Source organism: Streptomyces lacrimifluminis, from assembly GCF_014646095.1.
Lineage (GTDB): Bacteria > Actinomycetota > Actinomycetes > Streptomycetales > Streptomycetaceae > Streptomyces > Streptomyces lacrimifluminis.
This window is the reverse complement of the sequence record NZ_BMMU01000006.1, coordinates 235899-256220: the sequence shown is the minus strand read 5'-3', so window position 1 is coordinate 256220 and position 20322 is coordinate 235899. Positions and strand designations below refer to the sequence as shown.

Here is a 20322-nt window from a genome sequence, read left to right as displayed (position 1 = left end):
CTGTCAGCAGTGAAAGGACCGCGCCGTGCCGACGCCCAGCGCCAGCTCCACCGACGCCGCAAAACCCAACGCCGCCAGCGGCGGCGTCCAGTCCCTGGAGCGTGCCTTCGATCTGCTGGAGCGCATGGCGGACGCGGGCGGTGAAGTCGGCCTCAGCGAACTGTCCGTGAGCAGCGGGCTGCCGCTGCCCACCATCCACCGGCTCGTGCGCACGCTCGTTTCCTGCGGTTACGTACGTCAGCAGCCCAACCGCCGGTACGCGCTGGGCCCACGCCTGATCCGCCTCGGCGAGTCCTCCTCCCGGCTGCTCGGAACCTGGGCCCGCCCCTATCTGGCCAGGCTGGTCGAGGAGACCGGCGAGACGGCGAACATGGCACTCCTGGACGGCGACGAGATCGTGTACGTGGCGCAGGTTCCGTCCAAGCACTCGATGCGCATGTTCACGGAGGTGGGCCGGCGCGTCCTGCCGCACTCCACCGGCGTCGGCAAGGCACTGCTCGCCGACATCCCGCCGGACCAGGTGCGCTCCCTGCTCGCCCGTACGGGCATGCCGGCCGCGACGGAGAAGACTCTCACCACCCCGGAAGGCTTCCTTGCCGCCCTGGAGGACGTGCGGCGCCTGGGTTACGCGGTCGACGACAACGAGCAGGAGATCGGTGTCCGCTGTCTCGCGGTCTCCGTCCCCGACTCCCCCACCGCCGCCGCCATCTCGATCTCGGGCCCGGCGGGCCGGGTCACCGAGGAGGCGACGGAGAGGATCGTGCCCGTGCTGAAGCAGGTCGCGGCCGAGCTGTCGGTGGCACTGGCCAGCTCGGGCAGCCCCGCGCACTGACCTCCGGCCGTCGCGGCAGGGAGATCGGTGAGGTCCGGCGCGGTACAGCGTCCCGGAGGGGGCGCGGGGCCGTGTCGACATGCCACTCGCCGTACGGGCGCGGCCGGCGGCAGTGAGGTCGGCGGAATCAGAACCGCGGATCCGGCGGAGCACTCAGCGGCGCGGTGGTTTCCCGAACAGGTCCACGGCGGCACGGACGTCCGACAGGCCCCGGGCGAGTGCGCTGACCGAGCCGATCGCACCGGCGATCAGGAGTAACGAGCGGCGCAGACGCGGGACTTCGGGGTTGCCGGTGATCGCCATCGCGGCCAGGCACGCCAGTTCGTCCTCGGCTATGCCACGGTCGGGGAACTCGGCCGGATGCGCGGCGAGTTCACGGCGCAGCCGGGACACCGCGGTCCGCAACTCCGCCACTCTAGGATCCTCGTCGCTGCCGGCCACCGACCTCTGTCCCAAGCTCCGCAACACAGCTCCCCCACTGGCCCCCACGCGCGTCCCGCACGCCCCCGTTGCGCTGGTCGGGCGCCGGGGACGCGGGACAGTAAACGCCACCCACGCGACAGGCGCCACACCAAGGACCGAAATTCGGCCCAGGAACACCGCCGGTCCGGCTCCGGTTCAGGTATGCAGGAGGCATGACGGTGAAACCGGACCAGGTGGCAGGGCTGTTGCTCGCGGCAGGCGGCGGGCGGCGGCTCGGCGGCCGACCCAAGGCCCTGCTCGAACACCACGGCCGTCTTCTCGTCGAACGCGCGGCCGACGCTCTGCGCACGGCGGGCTGCTCCCCGGTCCATGTCGTCCTCGGGGCGCGGGCCGACGACGTACGGAAGCGGGCGGACCTGCCCGGGTGCGTCCTGGTGGACAACCCGGAGTGGGCGGAGGGCATGGGGTCCTCGCTGCGGGCCGGGCTGGCGTCCCTGAGCGACACCGGGGCCCGGGCGGTCCTCGTCTCGCTCGTCGACCAGCCGGGCATCGGTACGCGGGCCATGGCCCGCGTCCTGGCCGCGTACACCTCCGGGGAGTCCCTCGCGGCGGCCTCGTACGACGGAAGGCGTGGGCATCCGGTGCTGTTCGGCGCCGCCCACTGGGCGGGAGTCGCGGCGGCAGCGGCAGGTGACCGTGGCGCCCGTGACTATCTCAGGGTCCACGACGACGCGATCACACTTGTCGAGTGCGGTGATGTGGGGCAGCCGTACGACATCGACACGCCATCCGACCTGGACCGCCTGACGTAGGGGCCGCTCGCCACGAAGAATCTCGACGTCAACAAATTATTGAACTTCCACGATGAGGAAACTAGCATCCACAGATCAGAAACATCCGTGCCAGGCAGCTCACAGCAGCCCACATCAGCCCGCTGAAGGAAGTGACCGCTCATGTCCGCACCAGCGCCGTCCCCGCTGGCCATCGTCGACGCCGAGCCCCTGCCCCGGCAGGAGGAGGTGCTCACCGACGCGGCGCTGGCCTTCGTGGCCGAACTGCACCGGCGGTTCACACCCCGGCGTGACGAGCTCCTCGCGCGCCGTGCGGCGCGCCGCGCCGAGATCGCCCGCACCTCGACCCTCGACTTCCTCCCCGAGACGGCCGCGATCCGCGCCGACGACTCCTGGCGGGTCGCCCCCTCTCCTGAGGCCCTCAACGACCGGCGCGTCGAGATCACCGGCCCGACCGACCGCAGGATGACGGTCAACGCCCTCAACTCGGGCGCGAAGATCTGGCTGGCGGACTTCGAGGACGCTTCCGCGCCGACCTGGGAGAACGTGGTCCTCGGGCAGGTCAACCTGGCCGACGCCTACACCCGGAACATCGACTTCACCGACCCGAAGAGCGGCAAGTCGTACGCCCTCAAGGCCGATGCCGAACTCGCGACCGTCGTCATGCGCCCCCGCGGCTGGCATCTGAACGAGCGCCACCTCCAGCTCGACGGGGAACAGGTGCCCGGCGCCCTCGTCGACTTCGGTCTCTACTTCTTCCACAACGCGCAGCGTCTGCTCGATCTCGGCAAGGGCCCGTACTTCTATCTCCCCAAGACCGAGTCGCACCTCGAAGCCCGCCTGTGGAACGACGTGTTCGTCTTCGCGCAGGACTACGTCGGCATCCCGCAGGGCACCGTCCGCGCGACCGTTCTCATCGAGACGATCACGGCCGCGTACGAGATGGAGGAGATCCTCTACGAACTCCGCGACCACGCCTCGGGGTTGAACGCGGGCCGCTGGGACTACCTGTTCTCCATCGTCAAGAACTTCCGTGACGGCGGCGCCAAGTTCGTCCTCCCGGACCGCAACGCCGTGACGATGACAGCCCCGTTCATGCGCGCCTACACCGAACTCCTTGTCCGCACCTGCCACAAGCGGGGCGCGCACGCGATCGGCGGTATGGCGGCGTTCATCCCGTCCCGGCGCGACGAGGAGGTCAACAAGGTCGCCTTCGAGAAGGTCAAGGCCGACAAGGACCGTGAGGCCGGCGACGGTTTCGACGGCTCCTGGGTCGCGCACCCCGACCTCGTCCCGATCGCGATGGCCTCCTTCGACGCGGTCCTCGGCGACCGGCCGAACCAGAAGGACCGCCTCCGCGAGGACGTCCACGTCGAGGCCGCCGATCTGATCGCCGTCGACTCCCTCAAGGCCGACCCGACGTACGACGGACTGGTCAACGCCGTGCAGGTCGGCATCCGTTACATCGAGGCATGGCTGCGCGGGCTCGGCGCGGTCGCCATCTTCAACCTCATGGAGGACGCGGCCACCGCCGAGATCTCCCGCTCGCAGATCTGGCAGTGGATCAACGCGGGTGTCGAGTTCGAGAACGGCGAGCGAGCCACCCCTGAGCTCGCCCGCGAGATCGCCGCCGAGGAACTCGCGAACATCCGCGCCGAGATCGGCGACGAGGCTTTCACCGCCGGCCACTGGCAGCAGGCCCACGATCTGCTGCTCACCGTCGCCCTCGACGACAACTACGCGGACTTCCTGACCCTTCCGGCGTACGAGCAGCTCAAGGGCTAGGGTCTGTCGTTCGGGTCACGCTGACTGCGGTTGCGGCGCCATTGTCTGCCGGTGAGCGGGGCGTAATGCGTGCAACTGCGAGGCGGAGGAGGGCGTCGACGCGATGGGGGTCCCCTCTGGGGGAGTGCGCACCACGCCCCGCGGCGCAGGCGTGCTCCAAACGACAGGCCCCAGGTCACCGTACGGAAGTCGCTACTTCTCCGAGTGGCCCAGGGACTTGTCCGGGGCCACTCGGTCGCGTACGAGCCGTTTCACCGCCGTCGGCTCGGGGAAGCCCTGCTCGCGCCGGTCCCACACCACCTCGTCGTTCACGCGTACGACGAAGACGCCCCCGGTGCCGGGCTTCAGGGACAGTTCCGTCAGCTCGGTCTCGAAGGTCGTGAGGAGTTCCTGCGCCAGCCAGGCGGCACGGGGCAGCCAGCGGCACTGGGTGCAGTACTCGATCACCACCCGGTGGACGGCGTCCGCCTCGATCTTCACCGTCTGTGTGTCCGTCATCCGAGATGCACCGACCAATCCTGTTCCGCCGCCGGTTTGCCGTGCAGGTCAGGGACCCGCTTGAGCCAGTTCGGCCGGTCCCGCCGTGTCTTCGCCGCGCGTTGGGCGTCCTCCGCCGCCAGTTCCTCGCGGCCGGGGAAATCGATGGGCAACCAGGACGCGGACGCGCGTACACGCGCGTGGAGGTACGACACGTAGGCGTCCCGGACCTCGTCGGGGGTCGTGAAGCCCGCCTCGACCTCCAGCCAGGCGTCCGGCACCTCGGCCAGCACCTCGCGCAGCAGCCGCTCCGTCACGCGGGGCGCCAGTTCGGCGTCGGCGGCCCGGGTGTCCGGGGCGTAGCGGCCGAGGGCGTGGCGGCGGAAGTCGTACGTCTTCTCCGGTGCCGACAGGTCCCACCTGTGGTGGAAGACGAGGGCGGCGCCGTGGTCGATCAGCCACAGGCGCGGCGGTGCGATGCCGAACGTGGGCCAGACCATCAGGTTGGAGCTGTGCGTCGTACGGTCCACGTTGACGGTGAGGGCGTCCAGCCAGACGATCCGGCCCGCCTCCAGGGGATCGACGTCGAACGAGGCCGCCGCCTGAGGGGTGAGGTCCTTCGCGCCCGGCAGGTAGTCCATGCCCAGGTTGAGGCCGGCACTGGCGTGCAGCAGGTCCTGGACCTCCTGGTGGGGCTCGTCGGCGCCGGTGGCCGGGTCGAAGTGGACGAGGACCAGCTCGGGGAAGCGCAGCCCCAGAGCGCGTGCGAGTTCACCGACGACCACCTCGGCGACCAGCGCCTTGCGGCCCTGCGCCGAGCCGGTGAACTTCACGACGTACGTGCCGAGATCGTCGGCCTCGACGAGTCCGGGCAGCGAACCACCCTCACGCAGGGGCGTGATGTAGCGGGTCACAGTGACCTTTTTCAGCATTTTCCCAGGCCGCCCGTCTTCTCAACCTTGAAATGCACGACCACGAGGGGACGGGTGCGGTAGCGCGAATCGCCCGCCAGCGGCCCACGGCCGGCATGCGGTTCTCCCCGCTTCCCGAGCAGTCCGTCGATGGCGGTTCGCCCCTCGCCTTCCGGCCTCCGGCATGAAGTGAACATAGTAACCAAGGGTGATCGCGGGCGAGAAGTGCCCGAGCCACCGCGCCAAGGTCACGACGGGCTCTCCGCCTTCAGCATGAGCGAGGCACAGGTGTGCCGCAGCGCGTGGAGGTCTTCCTTCGGAGCCGCCGCCCGCTGCCGGCGTTTCAGGTGCCTCGCACGAGAGGCGGTTCGAGCAGGGCGATGCGGGCCGTGATGCGCTTGCCGACCGGTTCCTGCTCGGTGAAGAGCGCCTCGGTGACGGCCTTGACGATCTCCAGCCCGTGCTGGCCGACCCTGTCGGGATCGGAGGCCCGGGCCGCGGGAACGGTGGGGTCGCTGTCCCACACGACGACGTCCACGGCGTGGGCGTCGATGCGCAGCTCCATCAGGACGGGGCCGGGAGCGTACTTGAGGGCGTTGGTGACCAGCTCGCTGACCACCAGCCGGGTCAGCTCCCTCGCACGATCGGATACCGGCAGGTGATGAACGGCGTGGGCCTGGTCGAGGAAGGCAGCGGCGTGATGACGGGCGTCGGCGATGCAGCCGTCCTCTCCGTCCAGGGCGTAACCGGCGCGCATCAGGTGCCTGTCCGGACTGGTACAGCCGTCATCGTCGACATCGGATCCCACTGGCGTCGCACTCATTTGCTGTCCATGAGCGCGCGACTACCCACCCTCCTGGCATACATGGCAGAGGCAAGTTGTACGGCCCAGCCCGGCGAGTGCATCCGACCGGGACCGTGGGGCAGAATCACCTGCGCGCCCCGACCCGGGACAGCGCGAGCGCAGCCGAGGGAACGGTGAGCAACATCGAGCAAGCAGGCCGGCCGGAGAGGCTGTCGGTGGAGCACCGCGTGCTGGACGGCGTCCGTGTCGTCACCCTGCGGGGCGAGATCGATCACCAGGTCAAGGGCGTCTTCCAGGAAGCGCTGCTGTCTGAGAACCACGCGACGGCGCCTGTGCGGATCGTGGTGGACCTCAGTGACGTGACCTTCATGGACTCCAGCGGCATCAACGTCCTCATCGCCGCCCGCCGAGCCGTGAGCGGCACTCAGGGGTGGCTGCGCATCGCCGGCGCCCAGGGGCCCGTCCTCCACGTGCTGCACATCGTCGGCGTCGACGCGCTCATCGGGTGCCATCCCCATGTCGAGCAGGCCCTGAACCTCTGACGTTCCTACCCGGAGCCGTCCGGGCCATCCTGGTGTCGCGAGCGCCGCTGTACTGCGGCGTCCAGTTCCCAGCCCGGCGGCTCCAACTTCGGCTTCGGCTTCGGCTTCGGTCGGCCCAACGCCCATCCGATCAGAGCTTCCACGACCGCACGCAGTTTGATGTCGGTGTGCCAGGAGACCCCGCGCAGCACCTCGAAGCCGACAGCCGACGCCATTTGCATCGGCGTCAGGCGCTCTGCCGGGCAGGGGCCGCTGTTCGCGAGAGGCCGTCATGACGTGCCACGAGACGTCGTTCGAGTGCGAGGAGTACGGCGAGGCCGCAGGCCCTCGGCCCGCCCGTGGCCCGTGTCACCAGGCCCTCCCCGATCACTTCGGGCGCCCCACACACCTCTGTTAGGCCCTCGGCTCACCGGGGCACTCGGAGCGCGTTCCCCGAACCGCCGCCACACCGCTCCACGTGGTGAGGCAATGCCCGACTTCGGACACTTCCCGGCGTGCGAGGAACACGGCCCGGGCGGACTCGCCCCCGTGGAACGTCCGCCAGGGCCAGAGCCCGTTCGCACATCGAGGCCTGTCGAACCGTCCCGCACCGCAGTCCTCCACTGCGACGCCCCCGAGCTGATGCCCGCCGACCAGCACGTGCGGCGGCTTGCCGGGCGAGTCCGAACCTTCAGTGGGCGACCGCCCGTACGACTTTCCCCACCCCCACCCCCAGCCCCTGTCGCCAGGCACGGCCGAACGTGGTGAATCGTGCGCTTCAGGCGGGTCGGCCACGCTGCTCGGGGTAGTCGGAGCGTGGGAGCCGAGCATCTTTCGGTATTTCTCCGACACAGGCACCCCCGCGTGCCACAGGGCATGCGGGACGAGGCGAAGGAGAGCAAATGGACGCGATTGTGCTGCTCAAGGACGACCACCAGACGGTCGAGAAGCTGTTCAAGGAGTTCGAGAAAGCCGGCGACCGCGCCTACAAGACAAAGCGGAGGATCGCCGACAAGGTGATCGAGGAGCTGACGGTCCACGCGTGGATCGAGGAGAAGGTCTTCTACCCCGCCGCCCGCGCGGCGGTGCCGGACACCACCGACCACGTGCTGGAGAGCGTCGAGGAGCACCACGTCGTGCTGTGGATGCTGTCCGAGCTGGCGAGCCTCGATCCCCAGGACGAACGCTTCGACGCCAAGATGGCCGTCCTCATCGAGAACGTCCGTCACCACGTCAAGGAGGAAGAGCAGGACTGGTTCCCACAGGTGCGCTCCGCTCTCGGCCGCAAGCAGCTGAGCGAACTGGGCGAGCAGCTCAGCGCCGCCAAGCCCGACGCGCCCCATGACCCTCTGCGGATTCCCAGCGCGCAGAAGTAGACACAGGGGCACCTGCGAGACGGGGCGGAGATCTCCGCCCCGTCCGCCCGGCTTGCGTTCCCCCTGCGGCAGGCAGTCCCGGCGTTTTGAGGGGGAAGGTGATCAGGTCCAGGGAGCGACCGCCCTGAAGGAACTGTCGGCGCGGAAGGTGGCATTGTCCTGGTAGGGGTCGATGCGCAGCTCGTAGCTGTAGTGGCGGAGGTAGCGGCCGGGGTAGTTGTACGACTCCAGGCTGACCGAGCCGGCGGCCGAACCGGCCCGGGCGCAGTAGGTGGCGTCCCTGTCGAAGGTCGTCGAACCGTTGCTCGCGTCGAAGCGGACCCGGTAGTCCTTGTGGCGCAGGTAGCGGCCGGACGAGTCGCGGAACGAGTAGCAGGTGGCGTCGGCCAGGCCGGGGACGACGGTGAGGGTGGCGCTCTGCTTGACCGCCGTGGTGCTGGCGGAGGTCACCGGGTCGAGGTGGCCGAGGCTGTCGGGGCGGACGGCGGCGTAGCGGCCGGGGAAGTTGACCGACCGGAGCGAGCGGGTGGTGTGCGTCGGCAGGGTGGGGAGCGGGTCGACGCTGCTCAGGGTGGGGACGACCTTCTTGAGCAGGCCGCCTGAGTCGAACTCCAGCTTGTCGATGGTGGTTTCGCGGTGGGTGCCGTCACCGCCGGGGATGGCGAAGCGGTGGTAGGCGATGTACCAGTCGCCGGTGCCCGGCACCCGCACCACGGAGTGGTGGCCGGGGCCCTTGATACCGAGGGCGAGGTCCTTCTCCAGGAGCACACCCCGGTTGGTCCAGGGACCGGTGGGCGATGAGCCGGTGGCGTAGGCGACCCGGTAGTTCTCGTCCCGGGTGTCTCCCTCAGACCACATGAAGTAGTAGGTGCCCTCGCGCTTGATGACGAAGGTGCCCTCGGTGTAGCCGCTGGGGGTGATGTCGGTGACCTTGGAGGCGTCGAAGGAGACCATGCCGTCGTGCAGAGGAACCACGTACGCCCGGCCGTTGCCCCAGTAGAGGTACTGCTTCCCGTCGTCGTCGGTGAAGACCGCCGGGTCGATCATCTGGCCGGTGTAGGCGCCTCGGGCGATCAGGGGCTTGCCGAGCGGGTCCTTGAACGGGCCGGTGGGCGAGTCGGAGACCGCGACACCGATGTGGGTGTCGGCGGAGTAGTAGAGGTAGTACTTCCCGTTCCTCTCGGCCGCCGTCGGGGCCCAGGCCCGGGTGTCGGCCCAGCTGACGTCGGGTCCGAGATCGAGGATGACGCCGTGGTCCTGCCAGTGGACCAGGTCCTTGGAGGAGTACGCCTTGAACTTCGTGCCGCTCCAGCCCGCGAAGCCGTCGGTGGTCGGGTAGACGTAGTAGGTGTCGCCGAACCGGACGATGTTCGGGTCGGCGGTGAGCCCCGGCAGGACCGGGCTGTTCATGATCAGTGCCTCGACCCTCCAGGTGCGCTTCTGGCCGTCGGAGCCGGTCACCTCGTACGTGAGCGGCTCGGTGAAGTCGCGCGGGGTGCCGGAGGCCGGGCTGATGGACGCGCCGCTGACGAGGGTGAACTGCGGCGCGAGCGCGGTGAGTTCGGTGCCCTCGGCCAAGGGGAGGGTGATCTTGCTGTGGGCGTCGTCGACGATGGCGACGGTCTTCAGCGCGGGGTGGGTGGCCGTGGTGATGGCCGTGGTGTTCCCGCTGAGCCGGACGACCTCGCCGGGAGTCAGCGCGCGGTCGTGGACGCGGAAGTCGCGCATCCTGCCCTTGAAGAGTTTGTCGCCGGCGTAGAGGGACCTGCCGATGTGGTTGGCCGTGGTGAGGCCGGACCCGATGGCGCCCGGGGTGAGGGTGACCGACGTGTTGCGGGCCACCTCCACGCCGTCCTGGTAGAGGACGGCCGTGTCGCCGGTCTGCGTGTAGGCGACGTGTTTCCAGACCGAGCGCCGCAGCGCGGCGGAGGTCCGGGTGTTCTGCTCGGTGGTCCAGTTCCCGGAAGCGATGCCGGTCCGCAACGGGTCGCCGGTGCTGAACAGGTACCCGTTGCCACTGCCGTTGGCGGTGTTGCCGAAGCCGTAGAGGAAGTACGGCGTGGTCTGGGTGGCGTCGATCCGCACGTCCATCGAGACGGTGATCGCGTTCATACCGCTCATGACGTTGTCCGGCACCTTGATGTAGGTGCTCGATCCGTCGAACGAGAGCCCTTCCCCGGCACCCGACCAGCTCGCGGTGCCGTTGACGGTGCCGTCCCTGCCGTGGCCCGAGGCGTCCACCGCCACGGTGCCCGAGGCGGCGTCGAGTTTGTACCAGAGAGCCAGGCCGTCGGTGATCTCCGCCGCCCGGGCGGGGGCCGCCGGGCCGACGACACCCGCCAGGAGCGAGGCGACGGCCACTGCGACCAGAGCGACCGGCCGGAATCTCCGGCGGTCGCGAGGTCTCACGCTGCGCATGATGGGTTCACATCCCTGTAGAAGACTTCGATGCCGAGGCGAGAACGCACCGGGGTGGGGCGAGCGGTCGTCGGTCGGTGGGGCCGCGCCGCGGTTCCACGGCACGGCGGCGCGGCCCCACCGACCGGCACACCGTCACAGGGCGATGAGCTGCCAGTCCTGGTTGGACCCGTCGGTGGTGGGCCATTGGATGACCTTGACGCCGTCCGTGGTGGCGGCGTCCTTGACGTCGGCGCACCACCCGTTACGCACGTTGACGAGCCGGTGGTAGCCGCCGGCCTGGGAGGGGACCAGGTTCCACCACTGGTTGTCGCCGCCGTCCTCGGTCGACTGGGCCAGCGCCGCGCCCTTGAGGGAGTTGTCCGGGCTCTCCAGGAGTCTGCCGCTGCGGACGTTGACCAGACGGTAGGAGCCGTCGGTGTTCGGCAGCAGCTTCCACTGCTGGTTGGTACCGCCGGTCGAGGGCCACTGGATGATGGCGGCACCGTCGGCGCCGGAGGCGTCGCTGACGTCCAAGACCTTGCCGCTCTTGCGGTTCACCAGCCGGAAGGTGCCCAGGTCCGCGGTGAAGGGCCGGTCGTAGATCTCCAGGTTGCGGATGGACGCCCATACCCCGGCGGGCAGTCCGGTGACCGTCACCCGTACGTAGCGGGCCTGGGCGCCGAGCACGAGGGTCTGCACCTGGCTGGTACTGGTGGTGCCGGTGCGATCGACGAGGGTGGTCCAGGTGGCGTTGTCGGTGGAACCCTCGATCCGGTAACGGTAGTTGGTCGCGTCCAGCTCCCAGGCGATACGGGCGCCGGTGAGGGACCTGGCCGCTCCCAGGTCGACCTTGAGCCAGTTCCCGGTGTTGCCGTTGTCGGCGCACCAGCGGGTGGCGGTGGAGCCGTCGACGGCCTTGGCCGCGGTGTTGCCCTTGGGCGTCTCCTCGCTGTTTGCCGTGGCTGCCCTGCCCGCGGCGATGTCGGCCGGCTGCACGGTCCGGTCCAGGGTCACGCCGACCACGCTGTCCTCGGGGATCCGGGTCCGGTTGATCCCGGTGACCGTCACCCTGCCGTCCGCGCCGACGGAGTACGGCAGGTCGGTGCCCGAGGCCACGTCGTGGACCCGGGTGACCTGGGCGTCCCCGATCGAGGGGGTGGTGAAGGAGGTGCCGCTGTAACCGGGCAGCAGATGGAGGTAGAAGGTGCTGCCTTTGCAGGTGTAGCCGTACTTGCCGTCGAGAGGCTGCCAGGGGCCGCCGGTGGTGCCGTAGACGGCCTCGCCGCAGGTGGTCATGAAGGAACCGATCCTGCGCACCAGGTCCGCCTGGGCGGTGGGCACGGCTCCGGTGCGGTCCGGGCCGACGTTGACCAGGCAGGTCATGTTCCGCACCCAGGCGTTGACCAGGATGTTCATGGCCGTGCCGAAGCCCATCACGCTCGCGCCGGCCTTGTAGCCCCAGGCGCCGCCGATGGTGAAGCACTTCTCGGCGACGCGTGCGGTGCGGATGGCGCCGGAGGGCACGGAGGGTCCCTCCTCGCTGGTGAAGTCGCCGATCCAGCCCGAGCGCAGGGTGGTGACGATGTCCGGCTGATGCTTGCGCACCAGCCCGGTCAGGCCCAGCGGCCTGCCGGTGGCGGGATCGGTCTCGCTGTACGCGGAGTCCACCGGCCACTCGTTCGCCGGGTCGCGGAACCTGCCGGGCTCCCAGAAGAACGCGGCGGACGCGTCCGAGCCCTGCTGGCCGAGCCAGCCGCCGTCCCACCACAGGTCGTCGATCTTGCCGTACTGGGTGACCAGCTCCCTGACCTGCTGGTACAGCTCGTTCTTCATGATCCGCGCGTTCTCCTTGTGCGCGGGATCCGTGGTGTAACCCCACTTGTTGGTCAGGCAGTTGGTGCCGTTGACGTCGTAGTAGCCCGGGTAGCGCCAGCTCAGTGGCGAGATGTACAGGCCCACCTTCAGCCCGGCATCGCGTACGGCGGTGACGTACTGGCCGATGAAGTCCTTCTGGAGCGGGGCCTGTCCGGCGTGCCAGGCGTTGGGGTGGGTGGACGGCCACAGCGCGAAGCCGTCGTGGTGGCGGGCCGTGAGCACCATGTACTTCGCACCCATGTCCTTGGCCAACCGGGCCCAGGCGGCCGGGTCGTAGGCGCTGGCGGTGAACTGCTCGCCGGTGGCGTCGGTGACGTACTTCCGGTAGTTCTCCGGGGTGACGGCGGCGTTCTCCATGTACCACTCGCCCTTGGCCGGGCCGGAGTAGACACCCCAGTGGATGAACATCCCGAGCTTGGCGTCCTGCAACCACTGGATCTTCTCGTTGGACTGCTGCTCGACGCCCAGGTCGGGCCGGGGGATCCGCAGCGGCGGGAGCGGCAACGGCTCACCGGCGGCGGCAGCACGGGCGGGTACCGCCAGTGTCGGGGTGACGGCGGCGGCGACCGTCATGGCCGCCATTCCGGCCAGCACTCTTCGTCGAGTGACCGACTGTGACAAGGCTTTCTCCTGACTGTCCACAAGACCGCACACAGGTGCTGCGGTTCAGCGTCGGGGCCGAACAGATCGGATCGGTCACCGCAGAGACGGTGAGACACAGGGGAGCCGCACAGAAGTGCGTGTTTCACCTAGGTGACATCGGATGTATTAATCAACAACGGGCCTTGCCTGTCTAGGGGTAGGTCGAAAGTTCACACAAATCACGCAGGACGTCGCACCAGAGAGGAAGGATACTCTCGAATACATGGGATGTGTGATCGGGATCGAAGCGTTGACGAAGCCTCAGTTCCCCCCTACCGTCCCTCAACGGAGTCGCACACAACCAAACAAATCACAAGCCTCATCGAGGTGAACCCAGATGCTCCGACGTGCCCTCACCTGCGTGTTGACCGCCCTCCTGAGCGTGGCCGCCCTGCTCGCCACCGGCTCACCCGCCCAGGCATCCACGGTCGTCGTCACCAACGCCACCCAGTTCACCGACACCACCGGCGCCGTCGTCCACGCCCACGGCGGCGGGGTGATCGAAGTCGGCTCGTACTACTACTGGTTCGGCGAGAACCGCAACGCCGACAACACCTTCAAGGCAGTCTCCGCCTACCGCTCGACCGACCTGAAGACCTGGGAGTTCAGGAACGACGTCCTGACCCAGGACAGCGCCCCCGAGCTGGCGGTCGCCAACATCGAGCGGCCCAAGGTCATCCACAACGCCACCACCGGCAAGTTCGTGATGTGGATGCACAAGGAGAACGGCACCGACTACACCCAGGCCCGCGCGGCCGTCGCCGTCTCCGACACCGTCGACGGCGACTACACCTGGCAGGGCGGCTTCCGGCCCCCGACCGGCACCACGTCCCGCGACATGACCCTGTTCAGGGACGACGACGGCACCGCCTACCAGATCACCTCCGCCGCCGGCAACGCCGACCTGCAGATCTGGCGGCTCACCCCCGACTACACGGCCTACGAGAGCCTGACCGCCAACCCCTGGGCCGGTACCTTCCGTGAGGCTCCGGCACTGTTCAAGCGGGGCGGCGTCTACTTCATGCTCACCTCCGGCAACAGCGGCTGGAAGCCCAACCAGCAGAGGTACGCCACCGCCACCAGCATCGCCGGGCCCTGGACCGCCATGAGCGACGTCGGTGACGACACCGGCTACGGCTCCCAGACCACGTTCGTACTGCCCGTCCAGGGCACCTCGGGCACCTCGTACCTCTACCTGGGCGACCGCTGGGGCAACTCCATGGGCGGCACGGTGAACGACTCGCAGTACGTCTGGCTTCCGCTGGCCTTCCCCACCCGGACCACCATGACCATGCCGTGGTACCCGCAGACCGTCATCGACACCGAGGCCGGCACGGTCACCGGCACGGGCGGTGGCCCGTACCACAACCTGGTGGCCCGGCACAGCGGCAAGTGCCTCGACGTGGCGGACAACTCCGGCGCCGACAGTGCGGTCACCCTCCAGTACACCTGCGGCGGCGGCCTCAACCAGCAGTGGCGGCTCAAGGACGCCGGCAACGGGTACGTCCAGATCCTCGCCCAGCACAGCGGCAAGTGCCTGGACGTCGCGAACGGCTCCCCGGCCGACGGCGCCTTCGTGAACCAGTACCGCTGCACCACCGGCACGAATCAGCAGTGGCGGCTCCAGGACCAGGGAGACGGCTACCACCGCCTGGTTGCCCGGCACAGCGGCAAGTGCCTCGACGTGGCGGACGCTTCCACCGTCAACGGCGCACGCCTCATCCAGTGGACCTGCGGCACCGGCGCCAACCAGAGGTTCCAACGGCGCGCGGCGTGACGACCGTCCCGGCGCGGACGACGGTCATGGTGAATACCTCCTATGTATTGGAGCAGTCGGTTCGGTAGGCCGAACACGGCAGCCGACGGCAACCACGGTACTGATCTGGCAATTTCGTCCGCAACCCTAGACAGACCATCGGCCAGTGCTCGTTAATACATCCGATGTTGATGCACCGGAAACATCTCAGAGGGTTCACGCCCCGACCCATCTGATCCGCACCCGGGCCGCACCCCGCCCTCGGGCGGGTGCACCCCTACAGCCGGCGACAGCCAGGCCGCCGCCAACCGTCCCCGCACGCCGTCACCCGCAACCAGCGCCATCGATCGACAGGAGTGGGCCATGTCCTCATCAGGAATGAATCGCCGTATGTTTCTCGGCGCGGCGGGTGCGGCCACCGCCGCGACCGCGCTGCCGCTCGTCCCGGGCTTCTCCGGCCTGCTGTCGCAGGCGTCCGCCGCGGACATGCAGACCAACCTGAGCAAGATGGTCGACATGCGGTTCGGCATGTTCAACCACTTCAGCCTGGGCACGTTCACCAACGAGGAGTGGGCGGAACCCAACCAGAGCCCCACCCGCTTCGCTCCCCCGAGTGTCAACTGCGCGCAGTGGGCCGACGCGGCAGCCGCCGCGAAGATGAGCTACGGCATCCTGACCACCAAACACCACGACGGCTTCGCCCTGTGGCCGAGCGCCTTTGGCACCCAGAACGTCGCGAACAGCGCCTACAAGCACGACGTCGTGAAGGCGTACGCCGACTCCTTCCGCTCAAGAGGGCTGAAGGTCGGGTTCTACTACTCGATCTGGGACCGCACCTTCGGCGTCGAGGCGTGGGAGAGCCGGCACAAGGTGTCCGGGCTGCAGATCACCGACGCCATCCAGCCCAAGCACATGACCTTCATGCTCGGTCAGATCCGCGAGCTGCTCACCAACTACGGCACCATCGACATGTTCATGACCGACGGATACGCGTGGCAGGCGGGGCAGCAGGCCGTCTCCTACCAGGCGATCCGTTCGCTGGTGAAGGAGTTGCAGCCGGACTGCGTCACGCTCGACATCGGCGGCCTGTACGAGCCCTTCCTCAGCGACGCGATCTTCTTCGAGGAGCCGTTGGGCGTCACGGCGCCTGCGGGCAACACCTATGCCGGTATGCAGGGGCAGACCATCAGCAACGGCTGGTTCTGGCACCCTTCCACCCCGACCGAGAGCCTCATGAGCAAGGCCGCGATCCTCTCGCACCTGGCCGACCTGGAGCCGAAGTACACCTCGTTCATCCTCAACTGCCCGCCCAACCGCAACGGTCTGCTGGACACCAACGTCGTCAACCGGCTCGCCGAGGTCGGCGCGGCGTGGAGCCCGAACACCTCCAGGCCGCCGCTGCCCGCCCAGCCGCTGCGCGCGGAGCACCCCGTCACACCGGTCAACGCCTACGCCACCGGCTTCCACACGGGCGAGGGTCCGCTCAACGCCATCGACGGACTCAGCGACGTCCGCTACGAGACCTGCTGGTCCACCTGGGGGCTGCCGGCGCCGCTGCCGCAGTCCATCACCATCGACCTCGGCGGTGTGTGGAGCAACGTCTCCACCCTGGAGTACCTGCCCAAGCAGTGGAGCCGCAACAACTCCACCGACGGCGACATCACCTCGTACACCATCCTCACCAGCACCGACGGGGTCAACTTCACCCAGGTCGCCACCGGTACCTGGAGCGGCGGCAACCGCACGCCCAAGCTGGCCGAGTGGCCCAACCGGAACGTGGGCTTCGTACGGATCCAGGTCAACGCGGCCAGCGGCGGCTACGCCAACGTCAGCGGCCTCAGGATCGGCGGCCGGTCGGTCAAGCCGGCGCTGGTGTCCACGGCACTGCCCGGCGACGGCACCGTCTACCGGCTGGTCGCCCGGCACAGCGGCCAGGCCGCCGACGTGGTGGGCAGGCGCACCACCGACGGCACCCCGATCCAGCAGTGGCCCCTGCTCGACCAGACGAACCAGAAGTGGACCTTCATCAAGACCGGCGACGGCTACTACAAGATCAAGGGGGTGGGCAGCGGCAAGCTCCTGGAGATCGGTGGTCTCTCCCGCGCGGACGGCGGCGCCGCCGGCATCTGGGGGGACGCCGCCGCACCCCAGCAGCACTGGGCCGTCACACCCACCGGTGACGGGCACTTCATGCTCATCAACCGCTACAGCGGGCTCTCGCTCGCGGTGGACGAGGGCAGCACCGCCGACGCAGCCGCCGTCGAGCAGCAGCCCTACACGTCGCAGACCCACCAGCAGTGGAAGATCATCCCCTTCTGACACTGCCACTCTGCCGTCCGTGGGCGCGGGACCCTATGGGTACCCCGCGCCCGCGCGACGCGTGCCTGATGCCCCTTCCTCCGAGGACGGCGGCCACACCGGTCACCCTCGACGTCCGGCCGTACGTCATCGGGCTTCCCCAGGACCCCACCCTCATTGCGGCACCCGCAGAAAGACAGGGAACATCCATGTCCGCTGTTCTCGCACGGCTGTCGGCGACACTCGTCGCCGCCTGCCTGCTGTTCACCGCCCAGGTGGTGACCGCACCCGAGCGGGCCGCCGCGGCCGACCCGGGCTATCTGATGACCCACTTCATCGGGGACGGGTCGAACGGCCAGCAGATCTACTTCTCCTACAGCCCGGACGGCCTGCACTGGAACGACCTCAACGGCGGCGCGGTGACCCTGCGCTCCAACGTCGGCACCCGAGGGGTACGTGACCCCGCCCTGGTCCGCTCGCCCGACGGCGCCAAGTACTGGATCCTCGCCACCGACCTGTGCATCGGCTGCGGCCAGTCATGGCCGGACTCCATGTCCAACGGCAGCCGCAACCTCGTGGTCTGGGAGTCCACCGACCTGGTCACCTGGTCCGCCCCCCGGCTGCTCAACGTCGCCGGCGCCATCCCCGACGGACGCAACGCCTGGGCCCCCGAAGCCATCTGGAACCCGGCCACCAACGACTACGTCCTGTACTGGGCGACCAACGCCACCCGCGACGGCATACTCAAGCACCGCGTCTACTACGCCCGCACCACCGACTTCCGCACCATCAGCACCCCGCAGCTCTACATCGAGCGCCCCGGCTCCCAGAACATCATCGACACCCAGATCGTCGAGGTCCCCGCCGGAGTCGGCAACCACCGCTACGTGCGCGCCTCCAGCGCCGGCCAGATCACGCTCGAAGGCAGCAACTCGATCCTCGGCACCTGGACCGACCTCGGCGACCTCTCCGGTATCGGCCTCACCGGCAACCAGGTCGAAGGCCCGATGTGGATGAAGTACCGCGACCGCAACGAGTGGACCCTCTACCTCGACCAGTACGCCTCCGGACGCGGCTACATGCCCGTCACCACCACCAACCCCTCCAGCCCCGGCACCTACCAGCTGCCCGCCCCGGGAAGCTACAACCTCGGCGGCACCCACAAGCGCCACGGCGCGATCCTGACCCTGACCGCCGCCGAGGACGCCCGCGTCCAGGACCGCTACGCCCCGGGCAAGCGCCTGCAGTCCTTCAACTACCAGGACCGCTACGTCCGCCACACCAACTTCGACGTACGCATCGACCAGAACGTCACCAACCAGGACGCCCAGTTCCGCCAGCGCCCCGGCCTGGCCGGCACCGGCACCGTCTCCTTCGAGTCGGTCAACTACCCCGGCTACTACCTGCGCCACGACGGAGCCGACTTCCGGCTGGTCGACAACGACGGCACCTCCCAGTTCGCCGCGGACGCCACCTTCCGACAGGTCGCCGGACTCGCCGACTCGTCATGGTCGTCCTTCCAGTCGTACAACCACCCCGACCGGTACATCCGCCACTACGCGTACCAACTGAAGCTCGAAACGATCACCAATGCGACGGGACGCAGCGACGCCACCTTCCGGCTGACGAGCTGACGAGCTGACCTGAGGGTGACCGTCCAGCGGACGGCACGGCCGACGGGCTCGGTGCGGTGGATCCACCACCGCACCGAGCCCGTCGGCTTCGGCCACTGCGGAAGAGCCGTCCCCCGGCCCCGGCGCACTATGCGCGCAGCGGATTCGGCAGCGGGAGATACCGGGCGTCCGCCCCGTCCGCGCCCGTCCAGCGCAACAGCAGGTTCGTCTTGCCGGGGAGGGTGGGCGCGGTGAGCAGGGCGGCGGCCTCGGGGAGGTCGAGGCGGCGGCTCTCGCGTCCGAACTCGTCGCGTACGGCGGGCCACGGGTCGAGGTCCGGGTGGCGCTCGCGCAGCGTCTCAGCGACCTCGACGAGGTGGTTGACGACCAGGCAGTACACCAGCCGCTCCCACCCGGCCGCCCGGCTCACCTCCGGCAGCAGCTTGACGCCCTCCGCGTCCCGGAACAGGGCCTGTACGGGAGTTCTGGCGGCGTCGACGGCGATCAGGCAGTTCTGGAGGTGGGCCTCGATGACAACGCCGTGCCGTGCGAACAGTTCGAGGGCCGGGGGTACGACCGCGCGCAGGTACGCCGTCCACCAGCCGACGGGGTCGCCGAGTCCGTCGAGCGGGGTGCCGGGGAAGCCCTCCACCAGGGCGGCGGCGAGCACGGGTGCCGTACCGGGGACGATGTGGCCGTGCAGGCCGTCCCGCACCAGCACCGCCAGCTCCTCGAAGGCGAAGTCGGCGGTGCGGTAGCCGCGGTCGCTCAGCCAGGCACCGGAGGTCCGGCCGGCGGCGGAGGTCACCGCGGCGTCGGTACGGCGCAGTTCCAGCAGGTCGTGGCGCCAGAGCCGGCGTACGTCGTTGGTGATACGGACGTCGAGGCTGAACTTGACGAAGAGATCGTGCTCGGGCGCGTACAGCGTGCGGACGGCCGCCGTCGGCCAGGTGTCGAACGCGGTCGGGCCCAGCCGGATCAGCCGGCCGTCCGCGAAGGCGCCCGTCAGGCTCGGGGCGACGAGGTCGAGCTGCCAGGGGTGGGCGGGCAGCAGCCGGTAGCCGGGCGGGGCCGTGCCGAAGGCGTCCAGGTCGGACACGTCGCCCTCCTCGGCCACCAGGTCCTCGCGCACGCCGAGCAGCACCAGCGGGAACGCGGCGTACGCCTCGGGCGCGTACGGCAGCCAGCCCGCGACCGGGCCGCCGCCGCGCGCCTTGGGCGCCGGGTGGTAGGGGTGCCCGAGGAGAAGGGACTGCTCGGAGCACCGGTACGGGTCGTCCGGCGGCGTGGTGCTGTCGCGGGCGGTGAGCAGCGCGGCGACCGTGTCCCGGCTGTCGGCCATCTCCGTGGGCAGCTCGGGGTTGGACAGGCCGGTGTGCGCCTGGAGTTCCTCGGCCACGAGCTTGACGAGTTCGGCGTGACCGACCGGGTGCCAGGTGCCGTCTCCCGTGTTCACCTCGGGTGCCGCGGGCCGCCGCCCACCGCGCACTCGCAGCAGGCGCGCCCCGCTCGGCAGCCGGTACACGCGCGGCTCGCCCGGGCCGGGGACCGGCTGCGCCACCTCCCGGAGCAGACAGTTGAGCAAGGGCGCGGTCGCGTACGCGTCGGCGCGCGCTCCGATGCCGTCGCGTACGGGGGTGGCCGGGGGTGCGGTGGCATCCGGGGGTGCGGTGGGCGGCCTGGTGGGGTCCACGCGTTCCCTCGTTTCTTACGGTGCTTCCCTACGGTCGCGGATTCCCGCGGTGCACTGGCGATCAGTATGTCTGTCGTCGTCCATGCCCGTTCACCAGCACTTACCCGCGCCCAAACCCGCACCC

General features: G+C 69.3%; 15 protein-coding genes and 2 pseudogenes. 8 read left to right on the top strand and 9 right to left on the bottom strand.

Annotated features, from left to right (window positions below; all coding sequences use genetic code 11):
* Positions 1 to 25 precede the first annotated feature (25 nt).
* Complete coding sequence (locus tag IEY89_RS12560; RefSeq protein WP_189147433.1) at positions 26 to 832, top strand: IclR family transcriptional regulator; 807 nt, start codon at positions 26 to 28, stop codon at positions 830 to 832.
* A 153-nt stretch (positions 833 to 985) separates the two neighbouring features.
* On the opposite strand, the gene IEY89_RS12555 is transcribed toward IEY89_RS12560, so the two are convergent.
* The gene (locus IEY89_RS12555) at positions 986 to 1300 is read right to left on the bottom strand and encodes a DUF5955 family protein (RefSeq protein WP_189147432.1); all 315 of its coding nucleotides are present in this window, start codon (positions 1298 to 1300) and stop codon (positions 986 to 988) included.
* A 167-nt stretch (positions 1301 to 1467) separates the two neighbouring features.
* On the opposite strand from IEY89_RS12555, the gene IEY89_RS12550 reads away from it, so the two are divergent.
* Both IEY89_RS12550 and aceB read left to right on the top strand, forming a co-directional pair.
* Positions 1468 to 2067: a nucleotidyltransferase family protein gene (locus IEY89_RS12550; protein ID WP_189147431.1), complete on the top strand. Its 600-nt coding sequence runs from the start codon at positions 1468 to 1470 to the stop codon at positions 2065 to 2067.
* Positions 2068 to 2208: 141 nt separating this feature from the next.
* Positions 2209 to 3831 (top strand): malate synthase A, encoded by a 1623-nt coding sequence (gene aceB, locus IEY89_RS12545; protein ID WP_189147430.1) that lies wholly within the window; start codon positions 2209 to 2211, stop codon positions 3829 to 3831.
* 192 nt (positions 3832 to 4023) lie between these two features.
* Here the strand turns inward: aceB and IEY89_RS12540 are convergent, their stop codons facing one another.
* The 3 genes from IEY89_RS12540 to IEY89_RS12530 form a co-directional block, all read right to left on the bottom strand.
* On the bottom strand, positions 4024 to 4329 hold the full coding sequence (locus IEY89_RS12540) for an Rdx family protein (protein ID WP_189147429.1): 306 nt from the start codon (positions 4327 to 4329) through the stop codon (positions 4024 to 4026).
* The gene (locus IEY89_RS12535; RefSeq protein ID WP_189147428.1) at positions 4326 to 5240 is read right to left on the bottom strand and encodes a HipA family kinase; all 915 of its coding nucleotides are present in this window, start codon (positions 5238 to 5240) and stop codon (positions 4326 to 4328) included. Before IEY89_RS12535 ends, IEY89_RS12540 begins: the two co-directional genes overlap by 4 nt.
* A 322-nt stretch (positions 5241 to 5562) precedes the next feature.
* Positions 5563 to 6042 (bottom strand): ATP-binding protein, encoded by a 480-nt coding sequence (locus IEY89_RS12530; RefSeq protein WP_373287231.1) that lies wholly within the window; start codon positions 6040 to 6042, stop codon positions 5563 to 5565.
* A gap of 155 nt (positions 6043 to 6197) precedes the next feature.
* Between IEY89_RS12530 and IEY89_RS12525 the strand changes: the two genes are divergently transcribed.
* The gene (locus IEY89_RS12525; RefSeq protein WP_189147427.1) at positions 6198 to 6566 is read left to right on the top strand and encodes an STAS domain-containing protein; all 369 of its coding nucleotides are present in this window, start codon (positions 6198 to 6200) and stop codon (positions 6564 to 6566) included.
* A gap of 5 nt (positions 6567 to 6571) precedes the next feature.
* Here IEY89_RS12525 and IEY89_RS12520 read toward each other — a convergent pair whose 3' ends face one another.
* Positions 6572 to 6781 (bottom strand): hypothetical protein, encoded by a 210-nt coding sequence (locus IEY89_RS12520; protein ID WP_189147426.1) that lies wholly within the window; start codon positions 6779 to 6781, stop codon positions 6572 to 6574.
* A gap of 666 nt (positions 6782 to 7447) precedes the next feature.
* Between IEY89_RS12520 and IEY89_RS12515 the strand changes: the two genes are divergently transcribed.
* The gene (locus tag IEY89_RS12515; RefSeq protein ID WP_189147425.1) at positions 7448 to 7921 is read left to right on the top strand and encodes a hemerythrin domain-containing protein; all 474 of its coding nucleotides are present in this window, start codon (positions 7448 to 7450) and stop codon (positions 7919 to 7921) included.
* A 102-nt stretch (positions 7922 to 8023) separates the two neighbouring features.
* Here the strand turns inward: IEY89_RS12515 and IEY89_RS42295 are convergent.
* The 3 genes and pseudogenes from IEY89_RS42295 to IEY89_RS12505 all read right to left on the bottom strand — a co-directional run.
* Positions 8024 to 8431 (bottom strand): annotated as a pseudogene (locus IEY89_RS42295) (AbfB domain-containing protein); the annotation flags it as partial.
* Between the two features lie 39 nt (positions 8432 to 8470).
* A pseudogene (locus IEY89_RS12510) lies at positions 8471 to 10273 on the bottom strand (family 43 glycosylhydrolase); the annotation flags it as partial.
* 201 nt (positions 10274 to 10474) lie between these two features.
* On the bottom strand, positions 10475 to 12778 hold the full coding sequence (locus IEY89_RS12505) for an alpha-L-fucosidase (protein WP_229695179.1): 2304 nt from the start codon (positions 12776 to 12778) through the stop codon (positions 10475 to 10477).
* A gap of 397 nt (positions 12779 to 13175) precedes the next feature.
* On the opposite strand from IEY89_RS12505, the gene IEY89_RS12500 reads away from it, so the two are divergent.
* The 3 genes from IEY89_RS12500 (at position 13176) to IEY89_RS12490 (ending at position 18526) form a co-directional block, all read left to right on the top strand.
* On the top strand, positions 13176 to 14615 hold the full coding sequence (locus IEY89_RS12500) for an RICIN domain-containing protein (protein ID WP_189147422.1): 1440 nt from the start codon (positions 13176 to 13178) through the stop codon (positions 14613 to 14615).
* Between the two features lie 369 nt (positions 14616 to 14984).
* Positions 14985 to 16913: an RICIN domain-containing protein gene (locus IEY89_RS12495; protein WP_373287234.1), complete on the top strand. Its 1929-nt coding sequence runs from the start codon at positions 14985 to 14987 to the stop codon at positions 16911 to 16913.
* 188 nt (positions 16914 to 17101) lie between these two features.
* Positions 17102 to 18526 carry a glycoside hydrolase family 43 protein gene (locus IEY89_RS12490; protein WP_189147420.1) on the top strand — a complete coding sequence of 475 codons (1425 nt, stop codon included), beginning with the start codon at positions 17102 to 17104 and terminating at the stop codon, positions 18524 to 18526.
* Positions 18527 to 18653: 127 nt separating this feature from the next.
* Here the strand turns inward: IEY89_RS12490 and IEY89_RS12485 are convergent, their stop codons facing one another.
* On the bottom strand, positions 18654 to 20198 hold the full coding sequence (locus IEY89_RS12485; RefSeq protein WP_189147419.1) for an IucA/IucC family protein: 1545 nt from the start codon (positions 20196 to 20198) through the stop codon (positions 18654 to 18656).
* Between the last annotated feature and the right edge of the window lie 124 nt (positions 20199 to 20322).

What these genes read in the sequence shown, in the direction of transcription:
- IEY89_RS12520 (WP_189147426.1), bottom strand. Translation starts at nt 6,781, where the DNA reads ATGGCGTCGGCTGTCGGCTTCGAGGTGCTGCGCGGGGTCTCCTGGCAC.
- aceB (WP_189147430.1), top strand. Translation starts at nt 2,209, where the DNA reads ATGTCCGCACCAGCGCCGTCCCCGCTGGCCATCGTCGACGCCGAGCCC.
- IEY89_RS12490 (WP_189147420.1), top strand. Translation starts at nt 17,102, where the DNA reads ATGTCCGCTGTTCTCGCACGGCTGTCGGCGACACTCGTCGCCGCCTGC.
- IEY89_RS12500 (WP_189147422.1), top strand. Translation starts at nt 13,176, where the DNA reads ATGCTCCGACGTGCCCTCACCTGCGTGTTGACCGCCCTCCTGAGCGTG.
- IEY89_RS12540 (WP_189147429.1), bottom strand. Translation starts at nt 4,329, where the DNA reads ATGACGGACACACAGACGGTGAAGATCGAGGCGGACGCCGTCCACCGG.
- IEY89_RS12535 (WP_189147428.1), bottom strand. Translation starts at nt 5,240, where the DNA reads ATGCTGAAAAAGGTCACTGTGACCCGCTACATCACGCCCCTGCGTGAG.
- IEY89_RS12505 (WP_229695179.1), bottom strand. Translation starts at nt 12,778, where the DNA reads ATGGCGGCCATGACGGTCGCCGCCGCCGTCACCCCGACACTGGCGGTA.
- IEY89_RS12530 (WP_373287231.1), bottom strand. Translation starts at nt 6,042, where the DNA reads ATGAGTGCGACGCCAGTGGGATCCGATGTCGACGATGACGGCTGTACC.
- IEY89_RS12515 (WP_189147425.1), top strand. Translation starts at nt 7,448, where the DNA reads ATGGACGCGATTGTGCTGCTCAAGGACGACCACCAGACGGTCGAGAAG.
- IEY89_RS12550 (WP_189147431.1), top strand. Translation starts at nt 1,468, where the DNA reads ATGACGGTGAAACCGGACCAGGTGGCAGGGCTGTTGCTCGCGGCAGGC.
- IEY89_RS12495 (WP_373287234.1), top strand. Translation starts at nt 14,985, where the DNA reads ATGTTTCTCGGCGCGGCGGGTGCGGCCACCGCCGCGACCGCGCTGCCG.